We start from the raw sequence: 22,072 nt of genomic DNA, 5'->3' as shown, positions 1-22,072 counted from the left end.
CCCGACGGTCGGGCCTGTCGGTTGGAGGACGACTGATGCTCATCATTGCGCTGGTCCTGGCCCTGATCGGGCTCGTCGCGTTGGTGTTCGCCGTCGTCACCAGCAACGAGCTGGTGGCGTGGGTCTGCATCGGGGCCAGCGTCCTGGGCGTGGTGCTGTTGATCATCGACGCGGTGCGTGAGCGCCAGCGGCGCGACACCGGCGACCTGCCGCACGAGGGCCATGAGGGCGGGGCGCCCGATGAGGACCACGACGCCTACGTCGACTACCCTGAGGAAGTCTCCGAAGAGGAGCCGCACGAGCCCGCCGCCGGTGGCCACGACGCAACCGGTGACGCCCCCGCCGGCGAGCCCGGGGAGGCCGAAGAGTCGAGGGTGCCCGCGGACGGCCGCGGCGAGGACCCGGCGAAGTAGGACCTCCGCTCAGCCCGTCGGGGAGTTGAGCAGCCCGCGCACCTCGTCGTCGCCGACCTGGTGAAAGTCGGCGTAGACCTGCGCGACCGCCTCGAATCCGGGCGGCATGCTCGCGCACACCACCTCGTCGGCCGCCCGCGCGAGCTCGCGACAGGTCGACGCCGCCCCGACGGGCACCGCCACCACGATCGACTTCGGCCCCGCGGATCGCACCGCCCGGATGGCGGCCAGCATGCTGGCACCGGTGGCGATGCCGTCGTCGACCAGGATGACGGCCCTGCCGCGGGGGTCGGCGACCGGCCGGTCGCCCCGGTAGGCCCGCTCGCGGCGGGCGAGCTCGGCGCTCTCGTTTTCGATCACCTCGCGCACCTGCTCGTCCGTGACGTGCAGGCCCGCGATCACGTCGTCGTTCATCACCATCGCACCCCCGCTGGCCAGCGCCCCCATCGCGAGCTCGGACCAGCCGGGCACCCCGAGTTTGCGGACCACGAAGACGTCCATCGGCGCGTGGAGCGCCGCCGCGACCTCCCAGGCCACCGGGACGCCGCCGCGCGCCAGCCCGAGTACCAGCACATCGTCGCGGTGACGGTAGGAGACGAGCTCGTCGGCCAGCGCGCGGCCGGCTTCGCGACGGTCGCGGAACGTGCGCGTCCGGGTTCGCCGGAGGAAGCCGCCCGGGGGAGTCATCGTCGGGGCCGGACTCGAGGCGGCGGTCTTAACGGACCCCGGTCTCGCCGGCGGCGTTCGAGGTGACGAGGTGCTCGAATGTGCCGGTGATGTCGAGGATCTGATCGAGAAACTGGGGTCGGTGCTCGAGGTGCAGCCGCACGCCCGCCTGGCTCGTCCGGCGGTGCGCGAGGAGGAGACCGGACAGGCCGGCCGGGTCGCAGAAGGTCAGTTCCGAGAGGTCCAGGTGCAGGTCCGCCGGTGCCGGCCGCCGGCCGATCAGTTCGTCGACGGTGTCGACGAAGCTGCCGGTCGACTGATAGTCGACTTCCCCGGCGAGGCGCAGGCTGGCCGATCGGGACGTTTTGGCGGCGGTGATGGTCAGGCTCATTCGGGTGCTCCCGGGCTCTCGGCGTCGAGTGCGACTTTGGCCGCGTGCAGCAGGCGGCGCGCTCGGGGGAAATCGTTCAGCACGTCCTCGGGCGTCATGCCCGCGTCCAGCGCGTCGAAGACGGTGGCGGCCGCCGCGTGCTCGTCGCGGTCGGTGAGGGCGCCCCACAGCCGCTCACGGGTGAGGTGGCTTTGGAGGTCGTCGACGTTCTCGGTGGCAGCGGCAATCCGGGTGGTGGCGGCCTCGGTGTCATTGCGACTCAAGCGATATACCTCCCCCGGGTGTGGCCGTCGACCGCGCTGAGATGCGTGCGCCGCGGGGCAGTGATGGCGACCACGGCGATGTCGTCGTGGGCGCAGTACCCCACCCACTGCGCGGTCAGCATCAGCACGCGCTCGACCACGGCCTCGGCCGGCATCCCGGCGCATGGGGTGAGCGCGTCGGCCAGGCGCTGGTCGCCGAAGAAATCGCCGCCCACGACCTCGTAATCGTTCGACGCCCGGTAACCGCCGGCGTACTCGATTCCGTGCAGGCCATGCAACGGCGGGGGCAGCAGGTCGCGCATCAGGGTGCGCGTGATCGCCGCCTGCTCCGCATGCAGCCGCGCGGCGGACAGCGCCGCTCCGGCCCGCGCCGCGAACAGCCGCGCGAACATCTCTTCATCCTCGGAGAAGACCGGCCGGTCGGCGTGCCGCAGCAGCACCAGCGCCCCGGCCGAGACCCCGTGCCCGGGTAGCGTCATGATCGCCGCCGAGCCGACTTCCCCGGAAAAAGTTTGCGGCACAAGCCAATCCGGCACAGAGGCGGGATCGATCCAGCCCGAGGAGACGGGCGGGAAGCCGTGCAGCGCCTCGCTCAACCCGGCAACCGTCGCCGGGTCGGCGTCCACGCTGCACTGCTCGACCGCCCCGCCCATGCCGCTGCTGAACACCGGAAGTCGGCGGGCGCGGCCCGCGGCCGCCACCAGCACCGCCGCGTCCGCCAGGTGGCGGGCCGCCATCTGCACGGTCGCCTCCCGGCAGCGGTCGACGTTCAGCGAGGCCGTCAGCACGGAAGACGCCTCGAGCAGGAACGCGGTGCGCTGCTGCTCGCGGGCCAGCGCGCGCTGCGCGTCCCGCAGCAGCTGGCCGGCGTCCTCAACCAGCGACCACGACCTCGCCGCTGGGCAGCACCGCGGCGTGCGGGTCGAACTTGCGCCCCGCCAGGCTTCCGGACACGACGACGGCGACGGTGTCAGCGGGGTCCGGCGTGGCGCCGGCCAGACGGTCGTGTGCCCGCGACAGCCAGGCGGCCGCGTCCTCGAGGCGGGCACCCGGCGTGGTGTCGGGGAGGACGGACTCGGCCGATGCGCTCACGGTCCGGACGATGCCGGCACGGTCGACCACCACGGTGGGACAGGGCACGGAGGCCCACAAGGCGTCGAGTTCGGTCTCGACGCCCACGGGCGCTCCATCATGCATCGCATGAGCCTGTCAGTGGTCTGTGTGATCGCCTTCGAACCGGATCTGGCCCGAGTGTGACCCGGTAAGATTCGAGTCTACGCACGGACCCGGACGAGGGGCTCTTGCACCGCGACGACGCGTATTCCCTTGTGTTCATTCAGAGATCGAGAACGATGTTCTCCGAAGGTTCTGCTGGCGTGGAAACGCAAAGCAGGACACTGCCCGGGGCGGGCGGTTCGAGGGGTTCCGGGTCGTAGCGCACCCGCCCCGACAGCAGCGCCGTTTCGCAGTTGTGGCAGACGCCGGTGCGGCAGGACCAGCGGGTAGGGACGTCACAAGCTTCGGCGAATTCGAGCAGGCTTCCATAGCCGGGCGCCCACCGCACTGTGAGCGCGCTGCGCGCGAATTGGATTTCGGGTCCCGGTCCCTCCGGGCCTTTCGGCGGGTGCGGGGGCTTGGCATCGGTAGGGGCGATACCGGGTGTGAGGGCGGCGCGTGCGCCGAATTTCTCCATATGGACGTCGGCGGGATCGATACCTAACCCGGCAAGCGCCTCCGCCATTTCGTCCATGAACAATTCCGGACCGCAAATGAAGGCCCGCGCATTCGCGGGCAGCGCCAGGCGGCGTAGCTTGTCGGCCGAAAGCCGGCCCTGTTCGTCGTACTCGACGCCCAGGCGGTCGGTGACCTCCGGGCGGCTGTACACGATGTGGGAATGCCCGTTGGGCAACGCTTCGAGCAGACCGCGTGCCTCCGCGGCGAACGGGTGTTCGGCGCCGTCGCGCGCGCCGTGCAGCCACCAGACCGACCGTGTCGACGCGGTTTTGGCCAGCGAGTGCAGCATGGACAACACCGGTGTCGCGCCGACTCCGGCCGACAGCAGGATCACCGGGGCGGGGCCGTCGTCGAGGAAGAACGTGCCGCGCGGGGCCGCGACATCGAGGATGTCGCCGGGCCGGACCTGGGCGTGGATGTAGGCGCTGACGGTGCCGAGCGGCTCGCGCTTGACGCCGATGCGGTAGGCGCCGGAGCCGGGTTCGTTGGACAGCGAGTAGTTGCGGATGAGGGAGGCACCACCGGGCCCGGCCGGAAGCCGCAGCGTGATCGACTGGCCGGGCAGCCATTCCGGCAGCGCCGCGTCGTCGGCGTCGGCCAGGAAAATGGAGCGCACGCTGCGGCTTTCGTCTTGGGTGCCGGTCACGCGCAGCCGCCGGAAGCCCGGCCAGGCCGGCGGCGGCGCGCTATTGCCGGTCAGCCCGCTGTTGCCGGTCGCCTTGCCCGCGCCCTGGTCGAGCAACTGCTGCAGCGACCACTTCCAGCCGGGGCTGAGCGCCGGGATGCGCAGCGCGCGTTCCAGAGCGTCCCGGGGATGGCCGGGCAGGTAGAGCAGCGCGTCGATCTCGGCGACGGTGACCTCTTCGGGTCCGGCCGCGACCTTCTCGATGTCCTGGCCGGCCTCGACCTCACCCTCGGTCAGCACGCGGCAGTAGAAGCCGGGCCGCCGGTGCGATACCAACAGTGCCGGCATGCGGGGCTCGCCGAGCCGGATGCCCACCCGGTAGCAGGTGACGCGGGGCTGGGTGACCTCGAGCACCACCTGGCCGATGCGGTAGCGATCGCCGATGCACACCTCGTCGTCGGGGAGCCCGTCGACGGTGAAGTTCTCCCCGAGCGCGCCGGGCTCCAGGTCGTCGCGGCCGAGCTCCGCCGCCCAGTGGTCGTAGGCGGCGAGTTGGTAGACCAGCACGGCGCGGTTTTCGCCGCCGTGTCCGCCCAGGTCGCCCTGCCCGTCGCCGTCGATGTTAAGCCGCCGGACCATGCGCGGCCCCGCCACCGGGGACTTCCAGATGCCGGTGTAGACCGTACGACCTTGCCACGAAACGTCTTTCGGCTTGCCGACGTTCACCGAAACCAGCCTGGCCATGTCGCTCACCTCATCGGGTCGGGGCGGCCGCCGCGGCGTCAGTGGGGACGATTCCGGCAGTCATCAAGATCCTCGCGCAGTTTGGCGTTTTCCGCCTCCAGTGCGGCCAGCCTTTCCCGCAGCGACGTCAACGCGGGTTCGAGTTCGGCGGCGGTGAACCTGGGCGTGATGTGCTGCGGGCAGTTCCAGTCGAAGGCCTCGACGTCGACGACGACGGCGCGCTCGACGGCGGCCTCGTAGGTGGGTTCGGTCAGCGACGCGGCCAGTTGTGGGTTCTCCTGGGCGGTAACGATACGGGCGTGGCCGAAGATCTTGAGGCGACGCCGGTGCGCGTAGTCAACGGCGATGATGGCGACGCGGTCCTGGCCGGTCAGGTTGCCGGTGCTGATGTACTGCAGATTGCCCCGAAAATCGGCCCACCCGATGGTGTGATCGTCCAGCACACGAAGGAAACCCGTTGGTCCGCCGCGGAATTGGACATAGGGCCAGCCCGTCTCGCTGACCGTCGAGAGGTAGAAACTGTCGCGCTCGGCGAGGTAGTCCCGCTCGCTGTCGGTCAGTGGATCGCGGCCGGGCGAAGCCTTCCCGGCGACGCGTTTGCGGTCGTAGAAGGCCTCGCTGCCATGGTCGCGCTGGAGGGCGCGAACGTCCTCGGTGAACGCGATGGTCCCGTAGTGCTTGCTCATGGGGTGCTCCGATCGCGGGGCTCGGGACGTGGTGCCATTCTCAACAGCTCGAGACGCCCGTATCATCCACCGGTCAGCGCAGCGGGATGTCGTGGCCGGGGCCACGCTCGTTCTCCGGCCTGGGTCCGAAGTAGCGGCGTTCGGACTCGTCGATGCGGAGATCGTTGATGCTCGCCTCGCGGCGGCGCATCAACCCGTTGTCGTCGAACTCCCACAGCTCGTTGCCATAGCTGCGCCACCACTGGCCGGCGGCGTCGCGGCACTCGTACTGGAACCGCACCGCGATCCGGTTGCCGTGGAAGTCCCACAGGCTCTTGCGCAGCGCGTAGTCGAGCTCCCGCTCCCACTTGGCGGTGAGAAACTCCACGATCTGGTCCCGGCCGGTGACGAACTGGTCGCGGTTACGCCAAGCGCTGTCGGGCGTGTACGCCAGGCTGACCTTGTGGGGGTCGCAGGTGTTCCAGGCATCCTCGGCGGCCTGGACCTTGATCCGCGCCGAGTCCAGGTCGTACGGCGGAAACGGCGGGCGGGATTCGGTCATCCGGTCGGGTCCTTCCTCGGGCGCATGTCGCGTGTTCCGACAGATTAAGTTGCTCCGGGTGGGTGAATGGAAGAAGGCAACGCCAGATCGCTGGGTCGCTGGCTCGGATCAATCGCCTGGTCGTAAGAGTGTCCGAGGGGGGACTTGGCCACTTACGACACGAGTTGAGATCTTGCAACTGAGTCGTTGACCAGCGATCTCACGGCTGGTGGAGGGATGTCGGGATACGTGGTGGTGACCTCGAATGGATCGACCAGGTGTCGACGCGGTTCAGTACCGGCCCCGCCACCGACCGAAGAAGGGTTCGTCACCCTAGACTGGGGTGACGACTGAGAAGATCGGCATTTAGGATCAAGTCTCCAATCGAGTGATGAACTATTGGACGGGATACCAGTTTCCACGTCCACAATGGGCAGCCCTTGAAGGTTGTGGAAGCTCAGTTGTACTCGGATATCACTAGGTCGGAAAGCGCGGGCCACACGCCTCGGGCCCACTCGCCGAAAACGCGGTCTGTAAGAACCACCAGCGCCAGATTCGCCTCTGGGTCCACCCATATAAAACAGCCTGATACCCCGAAATGTCCTTAGGTCGGCGCCGAATTGCGCCTACCCGTCCAGTGTGGTGATTTCGAACCCCGAACCTCGAATCCCAGCCCCTAATCGTTGGGCCGGTGCACGCTGAACCCGGGCAATACGCTGTAGTTCACGCCGGTCGTTCGTTTCATGTTGCAGCGAAATTTGCAGACTGGCGCACCGGCGGGGGCTTATGCTCTTCGCTGTCGCGGGTTCCCGCGCGTTTGTCTCATGGTGGCGGCCCCTGCATGAACGTCTCGATATCTGCGCCTCTCACGGCGGCGGGTCCTATACCCGCCGCCGCAGACGACGGTTGTGACAACGCACTAGACCTATCCGAGCAAATGCTGACCTGTGGGCCGGGTCGCGGTGTGCTGACGGGTGCGTTCGCCGTCCTCGACGCGGTCGCTCATGCCGAGGACGGCATCGGTCTGACCGCGCTCGTTCACGCGACCGGGCTAGCGAAAACCTCCGCATATCGCCTGGCCGAGCAACTCGTCAAACTGGGCGCCGCCCAACGAGTCGACCACCGGTACTATATCGGGTCGCGGCTGGCCAAGTACGGCAAACGGTGGCAACCGGATCCGATACTGCGTCGGGCGGCCCGAGATCCTATACATAATCTGGCCGCCGAGTTGCACGCCGCCGCGTCGATGTGCGTGCTTGACGGTGGCCGGATTCGGATCGTCACGGCGGCCGCACCGCGCGGCCGCGCCTGGACGCTGAGCGACCTGGACCGCGACGCCGCCGCCCGCACCGCGACCGGACGCGTCCTCTACGGCACCCAACCCCACGGTGAGGTCAGACCCGGCCGCTGGACACCCACCGAGTGGCAGCAGTTGAGGGACACCCTCCGCAACCCGCACGCGATCATTGCCGAGCACCGCGACCCGATCCCCGATATGAATTGCGTCGCCGCACCCGTATGGCACTCCAACGGTCACTGCGCGGGGGCGGTCAGTTGCACCATCTGTGCGCCCGCACCGCCGCCACAGCTGCCCAATCGAGTACTGCAGGCCGCCCGCCAAATCGAGCGCAACCTGACGGCGGGCAAAGAATGCCCGGTTCGGGTCCGCTGACTGAACCGAACCGTTGCCCTTTCTCGTGCCCTAGGTGTCTTCTTCAAGGACAGTCCTCGCGGGGCGTCTGTCGCAGACCACGACGCCAGCGTCGATACCACCACCGTCGGAGCGCTGAGCCGACCGGAGCACTTGATGACGATCGCCGCCGACAACACCCCGTCCATCGCGGCGACTGCGGACGAGGTCTTCGTCATCGGCAGCGGATTTCAGCCCGACTACCCCGTGACCATCCGGATCACCACGGGCCGCGATGACATCGCCGATTACCTCACCTACACCACGGACGCCGAAGGCCTTCTCCACGCAGCCCTTCCGACCGCGACAGCCAGCGGAACCCTGCGGATCAGCGCCACCGACCACCGCTCCGCCGCAGGCAGCGATGACGGCCTGTTATGGAGTAATACCTGCACAATCGCCCTCGGCGAGGCTTGAACATGCATATACCAGGACGCCTCTCCGCCCGTGGCGCAACGGATAACCCCGCAAACCGACTGACCACCGCCAATGCGCGGACATCGACTTCTGGCAGAAAGTGTCGAGGGGGTGGTGGGCTTCGGATCTGGGGTGTTTCTCGGCGTTGCGATCAACGAGTCGTGTTGAACGCTAGGCGATTTGGTGGTGTTTGGCAAGCGCTCCGGCGTCGCGTTTGGCGGCGATAACGGCCCGGAGTTCGTCCGGGGAGGCATCAGAGAGATAGGGGCGGGTGACCTGCCACTCGTCGTGGGCTTCGATGACTACCGCGGTGGCCGGTCGCGGGAACGCTGCCGGGATGGGGAAGATCCCCACGGCATCGGCCCGGCGCTTGATCTCCTTGTTCAACCGCTCGATCGGATTGTTCGACCAGATCTTCTACCAATGGGCCTTCGGGAACGCCGTGAACGCCAGCTCGTCGGTCTTGGCGTCAGCCATCATCGCGGCCACCTTCGGAAACGAGCCGGCCAGGGTGTCAGCGACCCGGTCCCACTGCGTGGCGACCTCGGCTGGGTCGGTGTGGGCGAAGATGGTCTTGACCGCCGCGGCATGTTTGGCCGCCAGCGCGGTGCGCAGATTGCGCAAGAAATGCACCCGGCACAGCTGCCACGACGATCCGGTGAACGGTTGTGCCACAGCAGCTTTCAACCCGGCATGAGCATCGGAGATGACCAGATTCACCCGGCTCAGCCCCCGGGCTTTGAGCGAGGCGAGGAATTCGCGCCAGAACTCGTAGGACTCGCTGTCCCCGACGGCGGTACCCCAGCACTTCGCGGGTACCCCCGATGGACACCCCGGTGGCCACCACCAGGGCCTGAGGGACCACGTACGCCCCGATAGGGACCTTGCAGAGCGTCGCATCGCAGAACATGTACGGAAACTGCGAGTGAGACAGGCTGCGGGTCCGAAACGCCTCAATCTCTTTGTCCGAGCCGGTGCAGATCCGGGAAACCTCCGACGTGGAGACACCGGATTCGACTCCCATCGCAGCGACCAGGTCATCGACGCCGCGCGTCGACACGCCATGTACGTAGGCCTCCATGATCATCGCGTGCAACGCATTATCGATGCGGCGGCGGCGGCGGCGGCGGCGCTGCAGCAGCGACGGGAAGAACGACCCAGCCCGCAGCTTGGGGATCGGCACCTCGATATCCCCGGCCGTCGTCGACACCGTCTTAGGTCGGTGCCCGTTGCGGCGCATCGTACGCACATCGCTGCGCTGGTAGCGGCCGGCGCCGATCGCCTCAGTGGCCTCGGCCTCGATCAGCGCCTGCAGCCCGGCGCGGATCAACTCGGCGAACACTACCCAAGCGTCGGCCGACTTGAGCGCGTCGAGCTGGTCAAGCAGGGCCCAATGGTTCTGGGGCATCGCGTCGTATGTCTTTCTGTGAGTCACTTTGGTCGGAAACTCACTGACCACTACGCGACGGCCCACCCCAGCAAGAGCAACGACACACCGCCAGCAGGCCCGGCGCCGTCACCCCGGCTCCCCAAACCCCACCAACCAGGGGACTTACCCCCGCTGAGAGCTGACGAGGTCCATTCGGGTGTGGTCCGCTCAGCGGACCGCACCCTTGTCTGAGGCGCATCTGCTGCGCTGCAATCGACGGCATGTTGTCGCTATCGGGACGCGCCAACTACTCAAAGCGCCGTTCGACGCCACTACCGGTTAATACCGCCAGTCTTCATGCGAACTGAAAACAAATATCGATTCATCGCGCGGACACACTCGGCCGCGTTTCGGTGACTTCGAAAGGAGCGCTAAGTGACTTTCCACGGACTCGCCGAAAGCATTACGTTCGCCGGGCATGTCACCACGATTGACGACGGCGGCCCGTCGTTCACGATCCAATGCCGAAGCAATGACACCATCGAGGTGTTTGTCGGGCCGATTGACTCGACCAGCTACCAGGTGGTGCAAAACGTCGATGGCGTCAATCGTGACCGGACAGACGGCGAGCAGGCCACCGACCCCATCGTCAAGCTGCGGTTATACATCGCCCAGGGCGACTTGGTGTTCGTGCGAGGCATTCATCAACAAGCCGACGACCGTGACCGGTTCGAGGCCCGCATCATTTACGTGCTCAAGTCAGATCCGAGAGATCCGGCAATGCCATACGTCTTCGAGGACAGCTACTGGTGGCTCAATCAGACGGCGTTGCTGGTCGATCGCTGGCTCGATGAATTGTTCGACGCTCGCCGCGACTACTCCGTTGCAGACTTCGCGAGGCTGTACCGGACCAATCTGAACATCGTCGGGCAACCAATCGATGACGATCTGCAGGAATGCGCGACCCTCTCACGGCTGATCTACGGATTGTCCTCGGCGTATCTGCTCACCGGCAGCGAGCGCTACTTCCTAGCCGCCCGCGCCGCGGTCTCCTACCAGCGGCAGGCGTTTCGCACCCTGACCAGTGACGGTACACATTGCTTCTGGGCTTTCGGCCGGCGCCGCTTGAAAGCCGGGGAAGTAGTGGTGTTCGCGTCGGAGAACGCTGACGACAGGGGCAGCATCCCGCTCTACGAACAGATTTACGCCCTGGCCGGGCTGGCGCAGTACTACCGCATCACCGCCGATTGGGAAGTGCTCGAGGACATCCGACGCACAATGCAGACCTTCGACGACTACTACCTCGACGACGAAAAGTCGGACAGCAAGCCCTGGGCGACCGGCGAAGGCGGGTACCTCTCGCACCTCGACCCCATCACCCGCCGGCCCGACACGAAATGTCTAGGCCAGAACATGATGCGCAAGAACTGGAATTCCATCGGGGACCACATCCCTGCCTATCTGATCAATCTGGTCTTGGCGCTGAGTCCGGCGCCCAAAGGCGACGACGCGGCGGCCCGCGGGTTGTCCGACCTGGGCAAGATTGCCGAGGACATGCTCGAGAACCTGGTCGCCCTAATCGTCGACCACTTCCCCGATGACACCAGCGACTACGTCAACGAACGCTTCGACGCATACTGGAAAGCCGACCACACGTACAAGTGGCAGCAGGACCGTGCCATCGTCGGCCATAACCTCAAGATCGCGTGGAACTTGACCCGCTGCGCGTTCCACCTCGACGCTCGCGCAAGCCGGGCCGGCCAACGCGGACAGCCTGGCCGGGCTCAAGAACTAGAGCAGCTCGCCAAAAAGTCCCGCGCTACCGCCGCACGCCTGGCCGACAAGATGGCCGAGGTCGGCGTTGACACAATGCGCGGCGGTGTGTTCGACGCCGTGCAACGCGTTCCCACCAATGGAATGCCCACTCAGTTCGCCTGGGGGGCGACCAAAGATTTCTGGCAGCAGGAGCAAGGAATCCTTGCCTACTTGGTGCTTTACGGCGACACCGGCGATGAAAAGTACCTCCATCTGGCCCGCGAGTGCATGGCTTTCTGGAACCTGTTCTTCCTCGACCGCGAGCGCCAGGGCATTTACTTTCGTACCACCGAAGGCGGGCTGCCGGTCATCGAGGGCATATACGGTCAAAAAGGCGGCCATTCGGTCTCGGGCTACCACGTCTTCGAGCTCAACTATCTGGCCCACATCTACCAGCGCACGCACCTACTGCAAGACGACGATCGCGGGTTTTGCTTGTACTTCCGAGTGCGCCACAACCCGCAGCAGACCACCATCAACGTGCTGCCGGACTTCCTCCCAACGGCCCGCGTGGAGATCAACACGGTGCGAGTCGGCGGCAACGATTGCTCGGCACAGAAGCCCGACGACCCTAACGATTTCCAGGTGCACATCGATGCTGACACCCCCACCAACCCAGACGGAACCATCGACCTGGTTGTCGAATTCGCGGTGCACAAGAGGACGACACAATGAACCAATCCCAGCCCGTATCGGACCAGCCGCTGGCCGGCAAGCGAGTGGCGGTAATCGTCGAAAGCCAGTTCATTCCCGAAGAGTTGCACATCTATAAGGAGCGCTTCGAAAGCTACGGCGCCACGGTCGACTTCATCTCACGACTCTGGGGCCAGCCCAAACAGCGCTTCTACTCCACAGTGGAACCCGGGGTGGTCGACGACGTGCAATATCTCGAAGTCAGCATCGATTTCGATGACGTCAAGCCAACTGACTATGCCGCGATCATCGCCGCGGCCAACTACACCACGGTCCGACTGCGCTACGTCGACACGCTTGAGCCGGGAAGAGATCCGCGCACAGAGATTTGCAACGCGCCTGCGGTGCGCTTCTTCCTAGAGGCCATGGACAACAAGCGGATCGTCAAGGCTGCGCCCTGCCACGCGCTGTGGCTGTTGACCCCCTCACCGGACGCGCTGAAGGGGCGGGTGGTGACCTGCAACCCGGTTGTGCTGGCCGACGTGTTGAATGCGGGAGCCGAATATCACGCGTTCCCCAAAGACACGCCCGATAGCGATCAGGTCTGGGTGGATGACGACCTGGTCACCAACACGGGTTGGCACGCCTCGAAATTGCTCGTCGACAAGGTCAAGGACCTCATCGTCCAGAAGCGGCGAGGCAGTTCCATCGCATTTGCGGCGGCAACGCCGTGACGATCTCTGCCCTACCAACCCGACCAGACCTCGAAGCCCCACCACAGCACGCCGCCGCAGTAACCAATACCGTTGCCGTGCAGTTTGTTTACCACACTGGGATTTCGCGAAACCTATTCAGCAACGTGCGGTTGTGCGGCAGCTGGGATCCCAGCGGAGTGTCAGCGGCCGGGTGGACCAGTAGATCAATGCAGCAACATAACGGGATCGACGGGTGCCCGGCATATTTCGCTACCGTCGAATTCCCTGACAGTCAAGTCGGTTCCCAATTCTCCTGGGGGGTCATAGCCGATAGCGGGTTCAGCCGCGACCTCTGGGCCATTCCAACAGAGATCTCCGATCCCGATTCCACGGCGCGACAACGCATCTTCACCCTGGGCCCCGACCCGAGTGAGCAGCACTACTGGCTTTCCACCAGCCGGCTGCTGGGCGCCAACCCGCGGTGGGCGCCCGACGGCGGCCAGCACATCCAGTTCGCGGTGTGGGCCCCAGCCGCACGAGCGGTCAGCGTAGTCCTGGGCGACCCGACGATTGGCTACATCACCGACGCCGGCAACGGCGTCGTCGGCGAGCCAATCATTATGCGTCCCGGCCACGATGGGATCTGGGAGACCGAGCTTTCCGACCCGCGGCTTTCGAGCTTCCTCGGGTTCGACCACCGGCCCTATATGTTTGCGATCACCAAAGACAGCGGACGCGTCGCGTACCGCACTGACCTGTACTCGCGCTGCCAAATTGGTCGCGGCACGGTCAATCCGGCCAAGCAGCCACACGTCTTCTCCGGGCGGCGCGAGGATCTCGACGGCAGCGTCAGCTGCTCGGTCGTGGTGGATCCGCAATGGGTCACCGCGCACTACGAAGACCCGTACTGGCCGGAAATCGATTGGGTCACCGAGCGGGACTTCTGGGAACACGAATTCGACCCGACCCGGCCCGTTCCCACACGCCTCGAGGACCTCGTCATCTACGAGATGCATGTCGGCGGTTTGGGTGCCGGCAAAGCCGAGCCCGACGGCACACCGATACCCGGCGACCTGGCGGATGCCATGGGGATGCTCGACTATCTGGTGGACCTGGGTGTCAACGCGATCGAGCTGATGCCGCTGGCGCAGTTCGAAGGCTGGGCAACCTGGGGATACGGAACCTCGCACTACTTCGCCATCGAATTCAGCGGCGGCGGCCGCGACCAATTCAAATACTTTGTCCGCGAATGCCATCGGCGTGGCATGGCGGTTATCCTCGACGTCGTCTACAACCACTACAACCCCGACGCCGAGCGCGCCGAATGGGCCTACGACTCCGACGATCCGGATCGCAACCTCTACTACTGGTATGAGGGGTCTTCCGCCGAATACCCCAATCCCGATGGCGGATACCTCGACAACTATTCGACTGGCTGGGCGCCAAGATTCAGCGAGGAACGCGTTCGGCAAATGTTCGTCTCCAGCGCGGTCGCCCAGGCACTAGAGTTTCACGTCGATGGCTTCCGGGTGGATCAGACAACATCGATCCACTCGTACAACACCTTGCACGCCAACGGTCGACCAGTCGAGGCCGCCAATGCGTTCGGCGCAAAGTTCCTGCGCGAGTTCACCACAACTCTTCGTCTGGTCAAACCACATGTGTTTCTGATCGCGGAAGACTACTCGGAATGGGAGGGCGTCACCCAGCCCACGGATCTTGGAGGACTGGGCTTCGACGCCATCTGGTACGCCGACTTCTACCATAACCTCTCCGGCGACACCGGCCATGGGCCCGACAGCGCCAACCTGCTGTCCACCGCCGCCATCGGCGACGACCGTGCCTTGGCCATGGGAGTCTTCGCCGGCAAACTCGCCGAGACGAACGCAGCGACGATCGTCTACCCCGAGTCTCATGACGAGGCGGGCAACTCCACCTGGAACGGCCACCACTCCGGGCGGACCCCCTTGATCGCCGTTAACTACGCACCGCTGCTCGATGACACCCGTCGCTACGCCGAAGCCCGGACCCGGTTCTCGGCGGGCATGGCTTTGTTGTCGGCCGGCACCCCAATGTTCTTCATGGGCGAGGAGTGCGGCGACACCGAGCTGTACCGCTACAACGATTTCCTTTCCCACCGAATCGACTTCCAGAATGCGGCAGCCAACGACGGGCGTCACTTGTTCACCTTCTTCCGTGGTCTCATCACGCTGCGGCGCACTGTGCCCGCGCTGCGCTCGGGTGCGCTCGAGGTCGTTCACGTCCACGACGGCAACAGGGTACTGGCGTTCTCTCGAACCTACGGCCCCGACCAAGCGCTGATATTGGCCAGCCTCAACAACCAGCCCTTCCAGTCCGGTTACGCCATCGAGGGCGTCGCCGATGGCACCTGGCGGGAAGTGTTCAACAGCGATGCCGACCTCTACGGCGGCTGGAACGACGGCAACGCGTGCGCCGACCTGCCTTCGTGCTCAGGCCAATTCAGTGCGATCGTACCCCGGGCAGGCTTCGTTGTGTTCCGGCGCATCGGGAACCGGGCCGTCGGGTGACGGTCGACGACGTGACTACCAACAAACATGGAAAGACAAGGGAGAACGGACATGAGTAGAACGATCCTGTGCTGTCTGTCGGAATGGGGCTACTGGGGCGAGGAACTCGTCGGTCCCTACGATGTGCTGATCGAGCACGGCTACCAGGTTGACTTCATGACACCGACGGGCAAACAGCCGCCCGCGTTGCCGCCCAGCATGCACGCCGGCTACGTCGATCCACCATTGGACAAAGTGGTCACCGATGACCATTTCGCGCAGCGCACCCGGGACATTCAGAATTCCAGCCTGCTGGACAATCCGATCAGCCTGGCGAAATGGTTTCCGCAAATGCCGTATTTCAACAGCGCGGGATTCGGCCACGGTCTCGAGGATTACTACAACCAGCGCAACGCTTGCTGGGAGAAGCTGGACAAATATGATGCCCTGCTGCTGCCCGGCGGCAGCGGCCCCATGATCGATATGGTCAACAACGAACGCCTACACGATGTCATCCTAGGTTTCCTGGCCAACGGCAAACTCATTGCCGCCGAATGCTATTGCGTGACTTGTCTGGCCTTCGCCCGGGACTGGACCGACCGCAAAAGCATCATCGCCGGTAGACACGTCACCGGACATGCCAGGGAATACGACTACAAAGACGGCACCGGCTTCGCCTATCCGGCTGTGGCCGGAGTCAATTTCGGACCACCGTTCTACCCACTGGAGTACATCCTGCGCGACGCGGTCGGTCCGGACGGGCAGTACCACGGTGGTGTGGGACACACGATTTCCACGATCCTGGACTATCCCTTCCTGACCGGACGGTCCACACAAGACTCCCAACTGGTCGGCGAGCTCATGGTCCAGGTCCTGGAAAAGGGCATCCGCCGCTATGGATGGTGATCGCATCATGCGGACCGAGGCGCTCGAACTATATTCAGAGACCGTTGAATTTAGCAACTACCGCCCCACAAAATAGATACGGGGTCAAGCACTATGCGTAGCGGACTCGTTCTCAACAAACCTAGAGAATCACTGATCACCGACTCGCCGAGCCCGAACCCTGATGCCTGCACCGCCGGCAAGCGTGGGACTGCCGCCGAAGCCGTCATTCGGACGCTCATCCGGCATCCCTCATTCGGAGACGGCACCGGCTTCCACTTCCTCTCCGGAAACGCCGGCAGCAACGAGGGCCCGATTTGGCAAGCCATACAGGATGTCACGGGATTGAAGGGCTTGGTTCACGGTGCCACTGAGTTCATTGCGATGTGCATGGCCTCGGGGTTCGAGGTCTTGGCCGCCGCCTCCGCTGATGACGGAACGAAGAAGATTCCGGTTCTGGCGCTGCACGCCCAAGTCGGTGTGAAGTACGGCGCCGCCGGGCTCGACTTCCTGGTTCGGCAGCGCCAACCGTGCCTGCTGCTCATCGGTGACGCAGGAAGACTGGCTCGGCAGTATGGCGGGCATAACTCTGTCCCCGATTATCGCGGGTTGCTCAAACAGCTCGGGGTCAAGAGCGTCCATTTCCCCGTCGAAGAAGAGGGTCCGCAGGGGCTGGTGCCTGCGGTCCAGGCGGCGATGACGGCGGTGATGAGTGAGCCTTACGGCTCCGTCGCGGTCATTCTCGACGAGAACCTTCTGAACACCATTGCGGATATCGCTCCCGCCCACGTAGCGACACCTCCGCTCATGGGCACGTCGGGCTCCGGAACCCCGACGGCAGAGACCGAGGCGGCGATCGTTCGGGCAGCAGAGCTGCTGGTGAATAAGCAGCGGCCCGTGCTAGTGCTTAATCAAGAGGTTGGGCGCTCGCCTGGCGCCAGGAAGGCAGCCGAAAGGCTGGCAAGCCTAACTGGAGCCCATGTCGTCGCTTGCTATGCACCGGGCACCGTCTTCGACCGCGGCCATCCATCCTGGTGCGGCAACCTGAGTTTTGGAGAGGCGGACGACGTTGCGAACCAGATCGCCGGCTATGCCCCCGATGCGATCGCGGTGGTCGGCGGCCCATTCCCCAACAACGTCTGGCCCAACGGGCGTTCGGAGGTACCCGACGGGGTTCCCGCCGTTGTCGTTAGCCCGGACGAAAGCGACCGGACTAGGTGCAATATCCTCGCCGAGGTCTTCGTTCGCGCCAACGTCGGGATCGCCCTGACTGGCCTGGTCCGGCAGCTCGAGGCGCGTCGCACGCAGGCACAACAACAGGGTGCGAAGGAACGCTTAGACCAGATTGCGGAAGAGAATCGCACCACTCTCGATTCCCGCATCGCAGGGTACGAAAAGCACATGGACGAAACACCCGTCCATCCAGCCCGCATAGCCAAGGAGTTGGCGCTGGCGCTAAGAACGAGAGCCGACAACGGAAAACTGAGCCTAGAGGACGTCGCAATTTTCGACGAAGCGTTGACGAGCTCGGGGCCGTTTCTGGACTATGTGGAACACCTCGGCCTGCACAACCTCTTCTACTACGGCACCCCCGGGCCCACGTTGGGAGCCCATGGGGCATCTCTCGGGTGTCAGGCAGCAGCCCCGAATCAGTTGGTGATCTCCCTATTTGGCGACGGCGGAGCCGATTTCAATGATGCGGCGTTTATCGTGGCGGCAAGAGAGAACCTGCCGGTCAAACACCTCATGATCGACAACGGTGGATACGAGTTGGTCAGTCAGAATTTCGCGCGAGACGCTCGACTGCGCGGTGAGAACGCAGAGGAACAACTGGCGGCCGGGCGCGTTCTGCCCCTTCACGCCCAGCACCCGATCCATCAGAACAGGGCGTTTCAGGTGCGCGGGTTCGTTAGCCGGGCGTCCCAAAAGCCGGTGTTCGATTCGGCGTACCTCGAGCTGCCGGAGCAAGTTGCCCCCGCGATTGAGGCGATGCTCGATTCGAACGGGCCATTCCTGCTGCAGGTGATCACACAAGGTGTGCATTTTCAGCCCGCAAACAAGTAGGCACCCCGCGAGACGCAAAGGATTCAACGATGGACGGTGCGATGGAAGCCGACAGTTGCCGATGTCAGATCAACCGGGTCAATCCAGCTGACTTGGAGGCGAATTCGGTACTTCTTCCGCCGGATGCCGGGGTCTTCACGCGTGAGGTCGGCGCCGTGGCCAAGGCTTACTTCGGCGCAATCGATGCGGGCAACTCCGACTCGATGCTCGCCCAGTTCGACCCGAACGGCTTCCATATCCACGTCTTGTCGCCCGATGCCACTTTGACGAGCGAAGACGATTGTCGAGAATGTTGCCGCAGAATTGTTTCGACGTTCAGCCGCCTGCGACACACGGTGGTGGTTCTCGATCCAAAACTGGTCACCGCGAACTCGGCACAGGCGCGACTAATCGTCAACTCCGAGTTCGATCGGCGTAACCCTGCAACAGACGAGGATGATCGCGCCACAGTAACTGTGGACGTCGGTTGGGATCTCACCCGTACAGCGGACGGCCGGTGGGTCATTTCCGGTCAGCGTGAAGCTTTCGACCCCGCCCCTGAGTTCTCCACGGAACGAACACGCGAATTTGCGGTCAACTATCTGAACAATCTGGACCGACGAAACCTCGACGGCATGCTCGCCGTGTTGGCACCAGAGCGCGAATTGAACATCGCGCTTGAGGGAGGCCAAATTATCGAGGATTTTCCGCAATGGTTCAAAACGATCGATGAGACTTTCATCAACTCCGTCCACAGGATCCAGGGCCTGGTTGCGTTAGAGAACGCCGATGGGACCATTGATGCGCACCTCAAGATTTGCTTCACAGCCGATCAAAGGAATCCCGAACCGAGCCAAGACAGGTCGGTCGACTTCTCCGTCGAGCGCATCTGGACGCTTCGCCGCGACGGACGCGGTAGGCCTCAGCTCGTAAATCAGCGGCCATTCGCGTTATTCGATCTCCGCGCGCGTGTCGACCCGCTGGACGTCAACGGTGCGCATGAGGCTGCGCGACACGGCGAGAACGAAGTGGTGCGCGACTGGCTGCGACACGGCGGTGATCCCAACGCCTACGCTGCTGACGGCTTCAACCTGTTCTTGGTGGCCGCGGCGACAGCCAACATCGAAGTCCTCAGAATGCTGCTCTTGGAGGGAGTTGGCGCCACGAAAGTGGATCCTGTTCTTGCGCTCAAGGATCCTGAGCGCCCGAACTACCGCTCCAATATTTTGGCGCCACACCTCTCGGCTCAGAGGGGGGACGTCACCAGCACCCTGCTCCTTCTGTCCAAGCACCCCGAACAGCTCCATGCGCGGGTAGAAGTAAACGGGCACACGCCTTTACTGCAGGCTGCGTTCTACGGGCACGTCGAACTGGCCAAGTCGATTCTGGACAACCTGGGGTCCATCCTGCCCCAAGGCGCCAACATCGAAGCGGAGAAACTGCGCCTATTCAGCGAGACCACTGTGCGTGGGATCAACGCCACGGAGTTGGGACGTCAGTTCCAGAACCATGCGATGATTGAAGTCCTGGAGCCATTCGACAAGGCAACGACGGAAGCCAAGCAGGCGGATACCAAGGCGCTTCTCGAAGCAATCCCCGCCAGCCCACGCAACCCCGAAGCCGGCACTGAAGCTCAGCAGGCCAGCGAGAGCGTGTTCAAGGTGATCACATCCGGTTTGGCTAAGGTCGCGCTGCTCAAGGGGTCCGATCTCTCCACGGCGGTGACAAATGTCATCACCGAGTTGAAAGAAGTGATCCAGGACCCGAATTTCGATCCGAACCGCTTGGCGGGCGACTTGCTCCAAACGCCCATCATCGCCGCGGTAACCGGCACCAACGCCAACGAGGGGGTTGCCCAACTTCGCCGTGGCATCGTGGACATCCTGCTGGAGAGGGGCGCGGACCCGCACAAGGCAGAGATGCACCCGATGGCGGTGGACGCCATCATCCGCGCTGCGGTGTTCAACCACTTCGAAGACTTGAAACGGTTTGAAGTGGTGATGACGCCGGAGGCCATGAAGCAGGCACTCAACCACAAGCCTGCAGTCAATGGTCTGACCGCACTTCACGACTCCGTGCTGCGTGCAGCCACCGGATCGGCGAGCTATCTTCAGCAGATCCGTTGGGCGCGCGGTCTTGGTGCGGCGGCCGACATCCCAGATCACACCGGGCGAACGCAACGGGACTATGCAGCCGCGGCATTCGTGACGGATGGTCAGAAGGAAAACGCGGCGGCGGTTTGGGAAGCCCTGCAATTGAATTCGCCGCCGCCCAGACCGTATGAGTTCTTCTCATACGAGAATCTGACGTTTCTGACCATCCCGGCTCATGTGGCAGACAAGGGCACGGTGTGGCGGACGTTGGCCGGCTCCTCGAACGTGATCGTGAAGGGCATCGATCTCGACGGTCCCAACGCGTTATCCGCGGAGGTTGCGCAGAACCATTCGTTCGGTACTGCCACCATGAACCGGTGTTGGCCGGATGGACGTCCTGCCGACGCGAAGGAGGTGCAGGCGTTTGCGGCGCAGACGCGCGGTACACCGCTTCTCCCAATTATGCGATTCGAAAAACCAGATTCCTACATCAAGGAGCTCCTCGGGGCGGGATTGTTCGGTGCCCTGCTCGTGAATCCGGAAAGCCCTGAGGCGGTGCGCGCCCTGCTTCGCGATGTCTACTTCCCGCAGCGGCCCGATGCGCAAGCCGCCACCAGACCTTCCACGGCACAACATCCGCTCGGCAAACGCGCTGTGGGGGCAGACAACATAGCTCAGCGCACCTTTGCGGAATATCCCAAGATGATGGACATCCTCAACGACATGTTCGTTGGTGGTCTCTCGTTCAGTAAACCCGCAACACCAGACGTCTTGCGGCAACTGCCTGCGCTCAAAGAGATCGGCGTAAAAATGGTCGAAATCGACCATGCCGGCATCCGGACCGAGTTCGCGAGATCCTGTGCGCCGCAGGAACTAGACCTCAAGACGGAAGCGGCGATCTCCGCCATCGAGAAGGCCGCGCGAGATGCCGGGGTCGTCCTGTCAGGACGTTTCAGCACGGACGAACAGATCCTGCGTGCGTTCGAAATGGGGTATCGACACATCACCACGATCACCCAAAGAGGCGCCCATGAGATGTCATGGCGCACTTGGATGCCGGCCGGCAAGACGGATGGAGGTGAACCGCTCCCGCGCGAGATGCCGATTCGACGACCCTGCCGAGAGTTCAACGACGTACGACGCGCGTTGACGGACGGTGAGCTAGTGGTGTTCGGCGCCTTGACCACACCAGACTTGAATAATGCTGCCCAACTGGCGAATAGCGGAATCCTTAACGCTATTGCCATCGAACGCGAACACGGTACTTGGACCACCGACGAAGCGGTTAGACACATAATAGCGTTGCGGGAGCACACCAACGTACTCGTGCGCCTGGGCAGCGCCCTTGACCCAGAGGTAGGGACCTTCATCGGCTCAGGTGTCGCGGGTCTGATAGCCACCGCGGTGCTCGATGCCGACGAAGCACGCCATTTTCTCCGCGCGGTTGACCAGGCGAACGTGGAGACTTACGGAGAGAACGACAAAAGGAAGTGGGCCGTTCCGGTGGTAATGATGGAAACCGAAGGGGCCGCCAATGACACCGACAAGATCGTCCCCATGCTTCAAGAACACGAAGGAGTCTGTCATATCGGTCCGCTGGACCTGTCGGCTTCCCTGGGGGCGGCATGGGGAACGGAAAGATACGAGTCCACCCTCCGTAAGATCGATAGCACGGCCCGGGCCGCGGGAGTTCCGCTGGCTAATGTTTTGAACACGCTCGAAGAGGCGTTGGACCAAGGCCTCGGCATGGTGTTGGCGCCCGTCGGCATGGACGGTGGTGCGCTCGATACGGGCATTACGGGCACCAATCCACTCGAATCTTTGCAGAAGGACAACTCCGCCCGATGAAGTGACGGGCCTGC

17 protein-coding genes and 2 pseudogenes are annotated in these 22,072 nt (G+C 64.1%); 9 read left to right on the top strand and 10 right to left on the bottom strand.

From position 1 onward, the window contains the following. Positions 1–35 precede the first annotated feature (35 nt). Positions 36–413 carry a hypothetical protein gene (locus tag SKC42_RS14950; protein WP_330965075.1) on the top strand — a complete coding sequence of 126 codons (378 nt, stop codon included), beginning with the start codon at positions 36–38 and terminating at the stop codon, positions 411–413. 9 nt (positions 414–422) lie between these two features. On the opposite strand, the gene SKC42_RS14945 is transcribed toward SKC42_RS14950, so the two are convergent. From SKC42_RS14945 to SKC42_RS14910, 9 genes and pseudogenes are all read right to left on the bottom strand, one after another. Further along, entirely contained in the window at positions 423–1,100 is a 678-nt protein-coding gene (locus tag SKC42_RS14945) for a phosphoribosyltransferase (protein ID WP_330965074.1), read from the bottom strand. A 28-nt stretch (positions 1,101–1,128) separates the two neighbouring features. Continuing rightward, complete coding sequence (locus SKC42_RS14940; RefSeq protein ID WP_330965073.1) at positions 1,129–1,470, bottom strand: STAS domain-containing protein; 342 nt, start codon at positions 1,468–1,470, stop codon at positions 1,129–1,131. Beyond that, the gene (locus SKC42_RS14935) at positions 1,467–1,733 is read right to left on the bottom strand and encodes a hypothetical protein (protein WP_330965072.1); all 267 of its coding nucleotides are present in this window, start codon (positions 1,731–1,733) and stop codon (positions 1,467–1,469) included. The genes SKC42_RS14940 and SKC42_RS14935 overlap by 4 nt, the downstream gene beginning before the upstream one ends. After that, positions 1,730–2,521 (bottom strand): hypothetical protein, encoded by a 792-nt coding sequence (locus SKC42_RS14930; protein WP_442932155.1) that lies wholly within the window; start codon positions 2,519–2,521, stop codon positions 1,730–1,732. Before SKC42_RS14930 ends, SKC42_RS14935 begins: the two co-directional genes overlap by 4 nt. 85 nt (positions 2,522–2,606) lie before the next feature. Then, entirely contained in the window at positions 2,607–2,930 is a 324-nt protein-coding gene (locus SKC42_RS27760; RefSeq protein ID WP_442932154.1) for a hypothetical protein, read from the bottom strand. Between the two features lie 139 nt (positions 2,931–3,069). Beyond that, a complete protein-coding gene (locus tag SKC42_RS14925; protein WP_330965071.1) occupies positions 3,070–4,836 on the bottom strand; it encodes an MOSC and FAD-binding oxidoreductase domain-containing protein in 1,767 nt (588 codons plus the stop codon). A 38-nt stretch (positions 4,837–4,874) separates the two neighbouring features. Then, entirely contained in the window at positions 4,875–5,522 is a 648-nt protein-coding gene (locus SKC42_RS14920) for a pyridoxamine 5'-phosphate oxidase family protein (RefSeq protein WP_330965070.1), read from the bottom strand. 73 nt (positions 5,523–5,595) lie between these two features. Then, positions 5,596–6,063, bottom strand: coding sequence for a nuclear transport factor 2 family protein (locus SKC42_RS14915; RefSeq protein ID WP_330965069.1), 468 nt, complete (start codon positions 6,061–6,063; stop codon positions 5,596–5,598). A 436-nt stretch (positions 6,064–6,499) separates the two neighbouring features. Continuing rightward, positions 6,500–6,757: pseudogene (locus SKC42_RS14910) on the bottom strand (serine hydrolase); the annotation flags it as partial. A 249-nt stretch (positions 6,758–7,006) separates the two neighbouring features. On the opposite strand from SKC42_RS14910, the gene SKC42_RS14905 reads away from it, so the two are divergent. Together SKC42_RS14905 and SKC42_RS14900 are read left to right on the top strand one after the other, a co-directional pair. Further along, on the top strand, positions 7,007–7,714 hold the full coding sequence (locus SKC42_RS14905; protein ID WP_330965068.1) for an IclR family transcriptional regulator: 708 nt from the start codon (positions 7,007–7,009) through the stop codon (positions 7,712–7,714). 135 nt (positions 7,715–7,849) lie between these two features. After that, positions 7,850–8,149, top strand: a complete 300-nt coding sequence (locus SKC42_RS14900) for a hypothetical protein (RefSeq protein WP_330965067.1) — start codon at positions 7,850–7,852, stop codon at positions 8,147–8,149. Between the two features lie 171 nt (positions 8,150–8,320). Here SKC42_RS14900 and SKC42_RS14895 read toward each other — a convergent pair. Continuing rightward, a pseudogene (locus SKC42_RS14895) lies at positions 8,321–9,557 on the bottom strand (IS256 family transposase). A 396-nt stretch (positions 9,558–9,953) separates the two neighbouring features. On the opposite strand from SKC42_RS14895, the gene SKC42_RS14890 reads away from it, so the two are divergent. From SKC42_RS14890 to SKC42_RS14865, 6 genes are all read left to right on the top strand, one after another. After that, on the top strand, positions 9,954–12,008 hold the full coding sequence (locus SKC42_RS14890) for an AGE family epimerase/isomerase (protein WP_330965066.1): 2,055 nt from the start codon (positions 9,954–9,956) through the stop codon (positions 12,006–12,008). Continuing rightward, the gene (locus SKC42_RS14885; protein WP_330965065.1) at positions 12,005–12,700 is read left to right on the top strand and encodes a DJ-1/PfpI family protein; all 696 of its coding nucleotides are present in this window, start codon (positions 12,005–12,007) and stop codon (positions 12,698–12,700) included. The genes SKC42_RS14890 and SKC42_RS14885 overlap by 4 nt, the downstream gene beginning before the upstream one ends. Further along, on the top strand, positions 12,604–15,210 hold the full coding sequence (locus tag SKC42_RS14880) for an alpha-amylase family glycosyl hydrolase (RefSeq protein ID WP_330965064.1): 2,607 nt from the start codon (positions 12,604–12,606) through the stop codon (positions 15,208–15,210). Before SKC42_RS14885 ends, SKC42_RS14880 begins: the two co-directional genes overlap by 97 nt. Positions 15,211–15,261: 51 nt before the next feature. Next, complete coding sequence (locus tag SKC42_RS14875) at positions 15,262–16,095, top strand: type 1 glutamine amidotransferase domain-containing protein (RefSeq protein WP_330965063.1); 834 nt, start codon at positions 15,262–15,264, stop codon at positions 16,093–16,095. Positions 16,096–16,188: 93 nt separating this feature from the next. Beyond that, the gene (locus tag SKC42_RS14870; protein ID WP_330965062.1) at positions 16,189–18,138 is read left to right on the top strand and encodes a thiamine pyrophosphate-dependent enzyme; all 1,950 of its coding nucleotides are present in this window, start codon (positions 16,189–16,191) and stop codon (positions 18,136–18,138) included. 29 nt (positions 18,139–18,167) lie between these two features. Beyond that, positions 18,168–22,058, top strand: coding sequence for an aldolase/citrate lyase family protein (locus SKC42_RS14865; protein ID WP_330965061.1), 3,891 nt, complete (start codon positions 18,168–18,170; stop codon positions 22,056–22,058). Positions 22,059–22,072: the final 14 nt, after the last annotated feature.

Origin of the sequence: Mycobacterium sp. 050134 (genome assembly GCF_036409085.1) — a bacterium.
In the GTDB taxonomy this organism is placed as follows: Bacteria; Actinomycetota; Actinomycetes; order Mycobacteriales; family Mycobacteriaceae; genus Mycobacterium.
Note: the sequence above shows the minus strand (reverse complement) of the source record. Positions and strands in the feature narration are given on the sequence as shown.

Coding starts and splice junctions, on each gene's coding strand:
- SKC42_RS14950 (WP_330965075.1), top strand. CDS start 36: ATGCTCATCATTGCGCTGGTCCTGGCCCTGATCGGGCTCGTCGCGTTG.
- SKC42_RS14945 (WP_330965074.1), bottom strand. CDS start 1,100: ATGACTCCCCCGGGCGGCTTCCTCCGGCGAACCCGGACGCGCACGTTC.
- SKC42_RS14940 (WP_330965073.1), bottom strand. CDS start 1,470: ATGAGCCTGACCATCACCGCCGCCAAAACGTCCCGATCGGCCAGCCTG.
- SKC42_RS27760 (WP_442932154.1), bottom strand. CDS start 2,930: ATGCATGATGGAGCGCCCGTGGGCGTCGAGACCGAACTCGACGCCTTG.
- SKC42_RS14925 (WP_330965071.1), bottom strand. CDS start 4,836: ATGGCCAGGCTGGTTTCGGTGAACGTCGGCAAGCCGAAAGACGTTTCG.
- SKC42_RS14920 (WP_330965070.1), bottom strand. CDS start 5,522: ATGAGCAAGCACTACGGGACCATCGCGTTCACCGAGGACGTTCGCGCC.
- SKC42_RS14915 (WP_330965069.1), bottom strand. CDS start 6,063: ATGACCGAATCCCGCCCGCCGTTTCCGCCGTACGACCTGGACTCGGCG.
- SKC42_RS14900 (WP_330965067.1), top strand. CDS start 7,850: ATGACGATCGCCGCCGACAACACCCCGTCCATCGCGGCGACTGCGGAC.
- SKC42_RS14885 (WP_330965065.1), top strand. CDS start 12,005: ATGAACCAATCCCAGCCCGTATCGGACCAGCCGCTGGCCGGCAAGCGA.
- SKC42_RS14875 (WP_330965063.1), top strand. CDS start 15,262: ATGAGTAGAACGATCCTGTGCTGTCTGTCGGAATGGGGCTACTGGGGC.
- SKC42_RS14870 (WP_330965062.1), top strand. CDS start 16,189: ATGCGTAGCGGACTCGTTCTCAACAAACCTAGAGAATCACTGATCACC.
- SKC42_RS14865 (WP_330965061.1), top strand. CDS start 18,168: ATGGACGGTGCGATGGAAGCCGACAGTTGCCGATGTCAGATCAACCGG.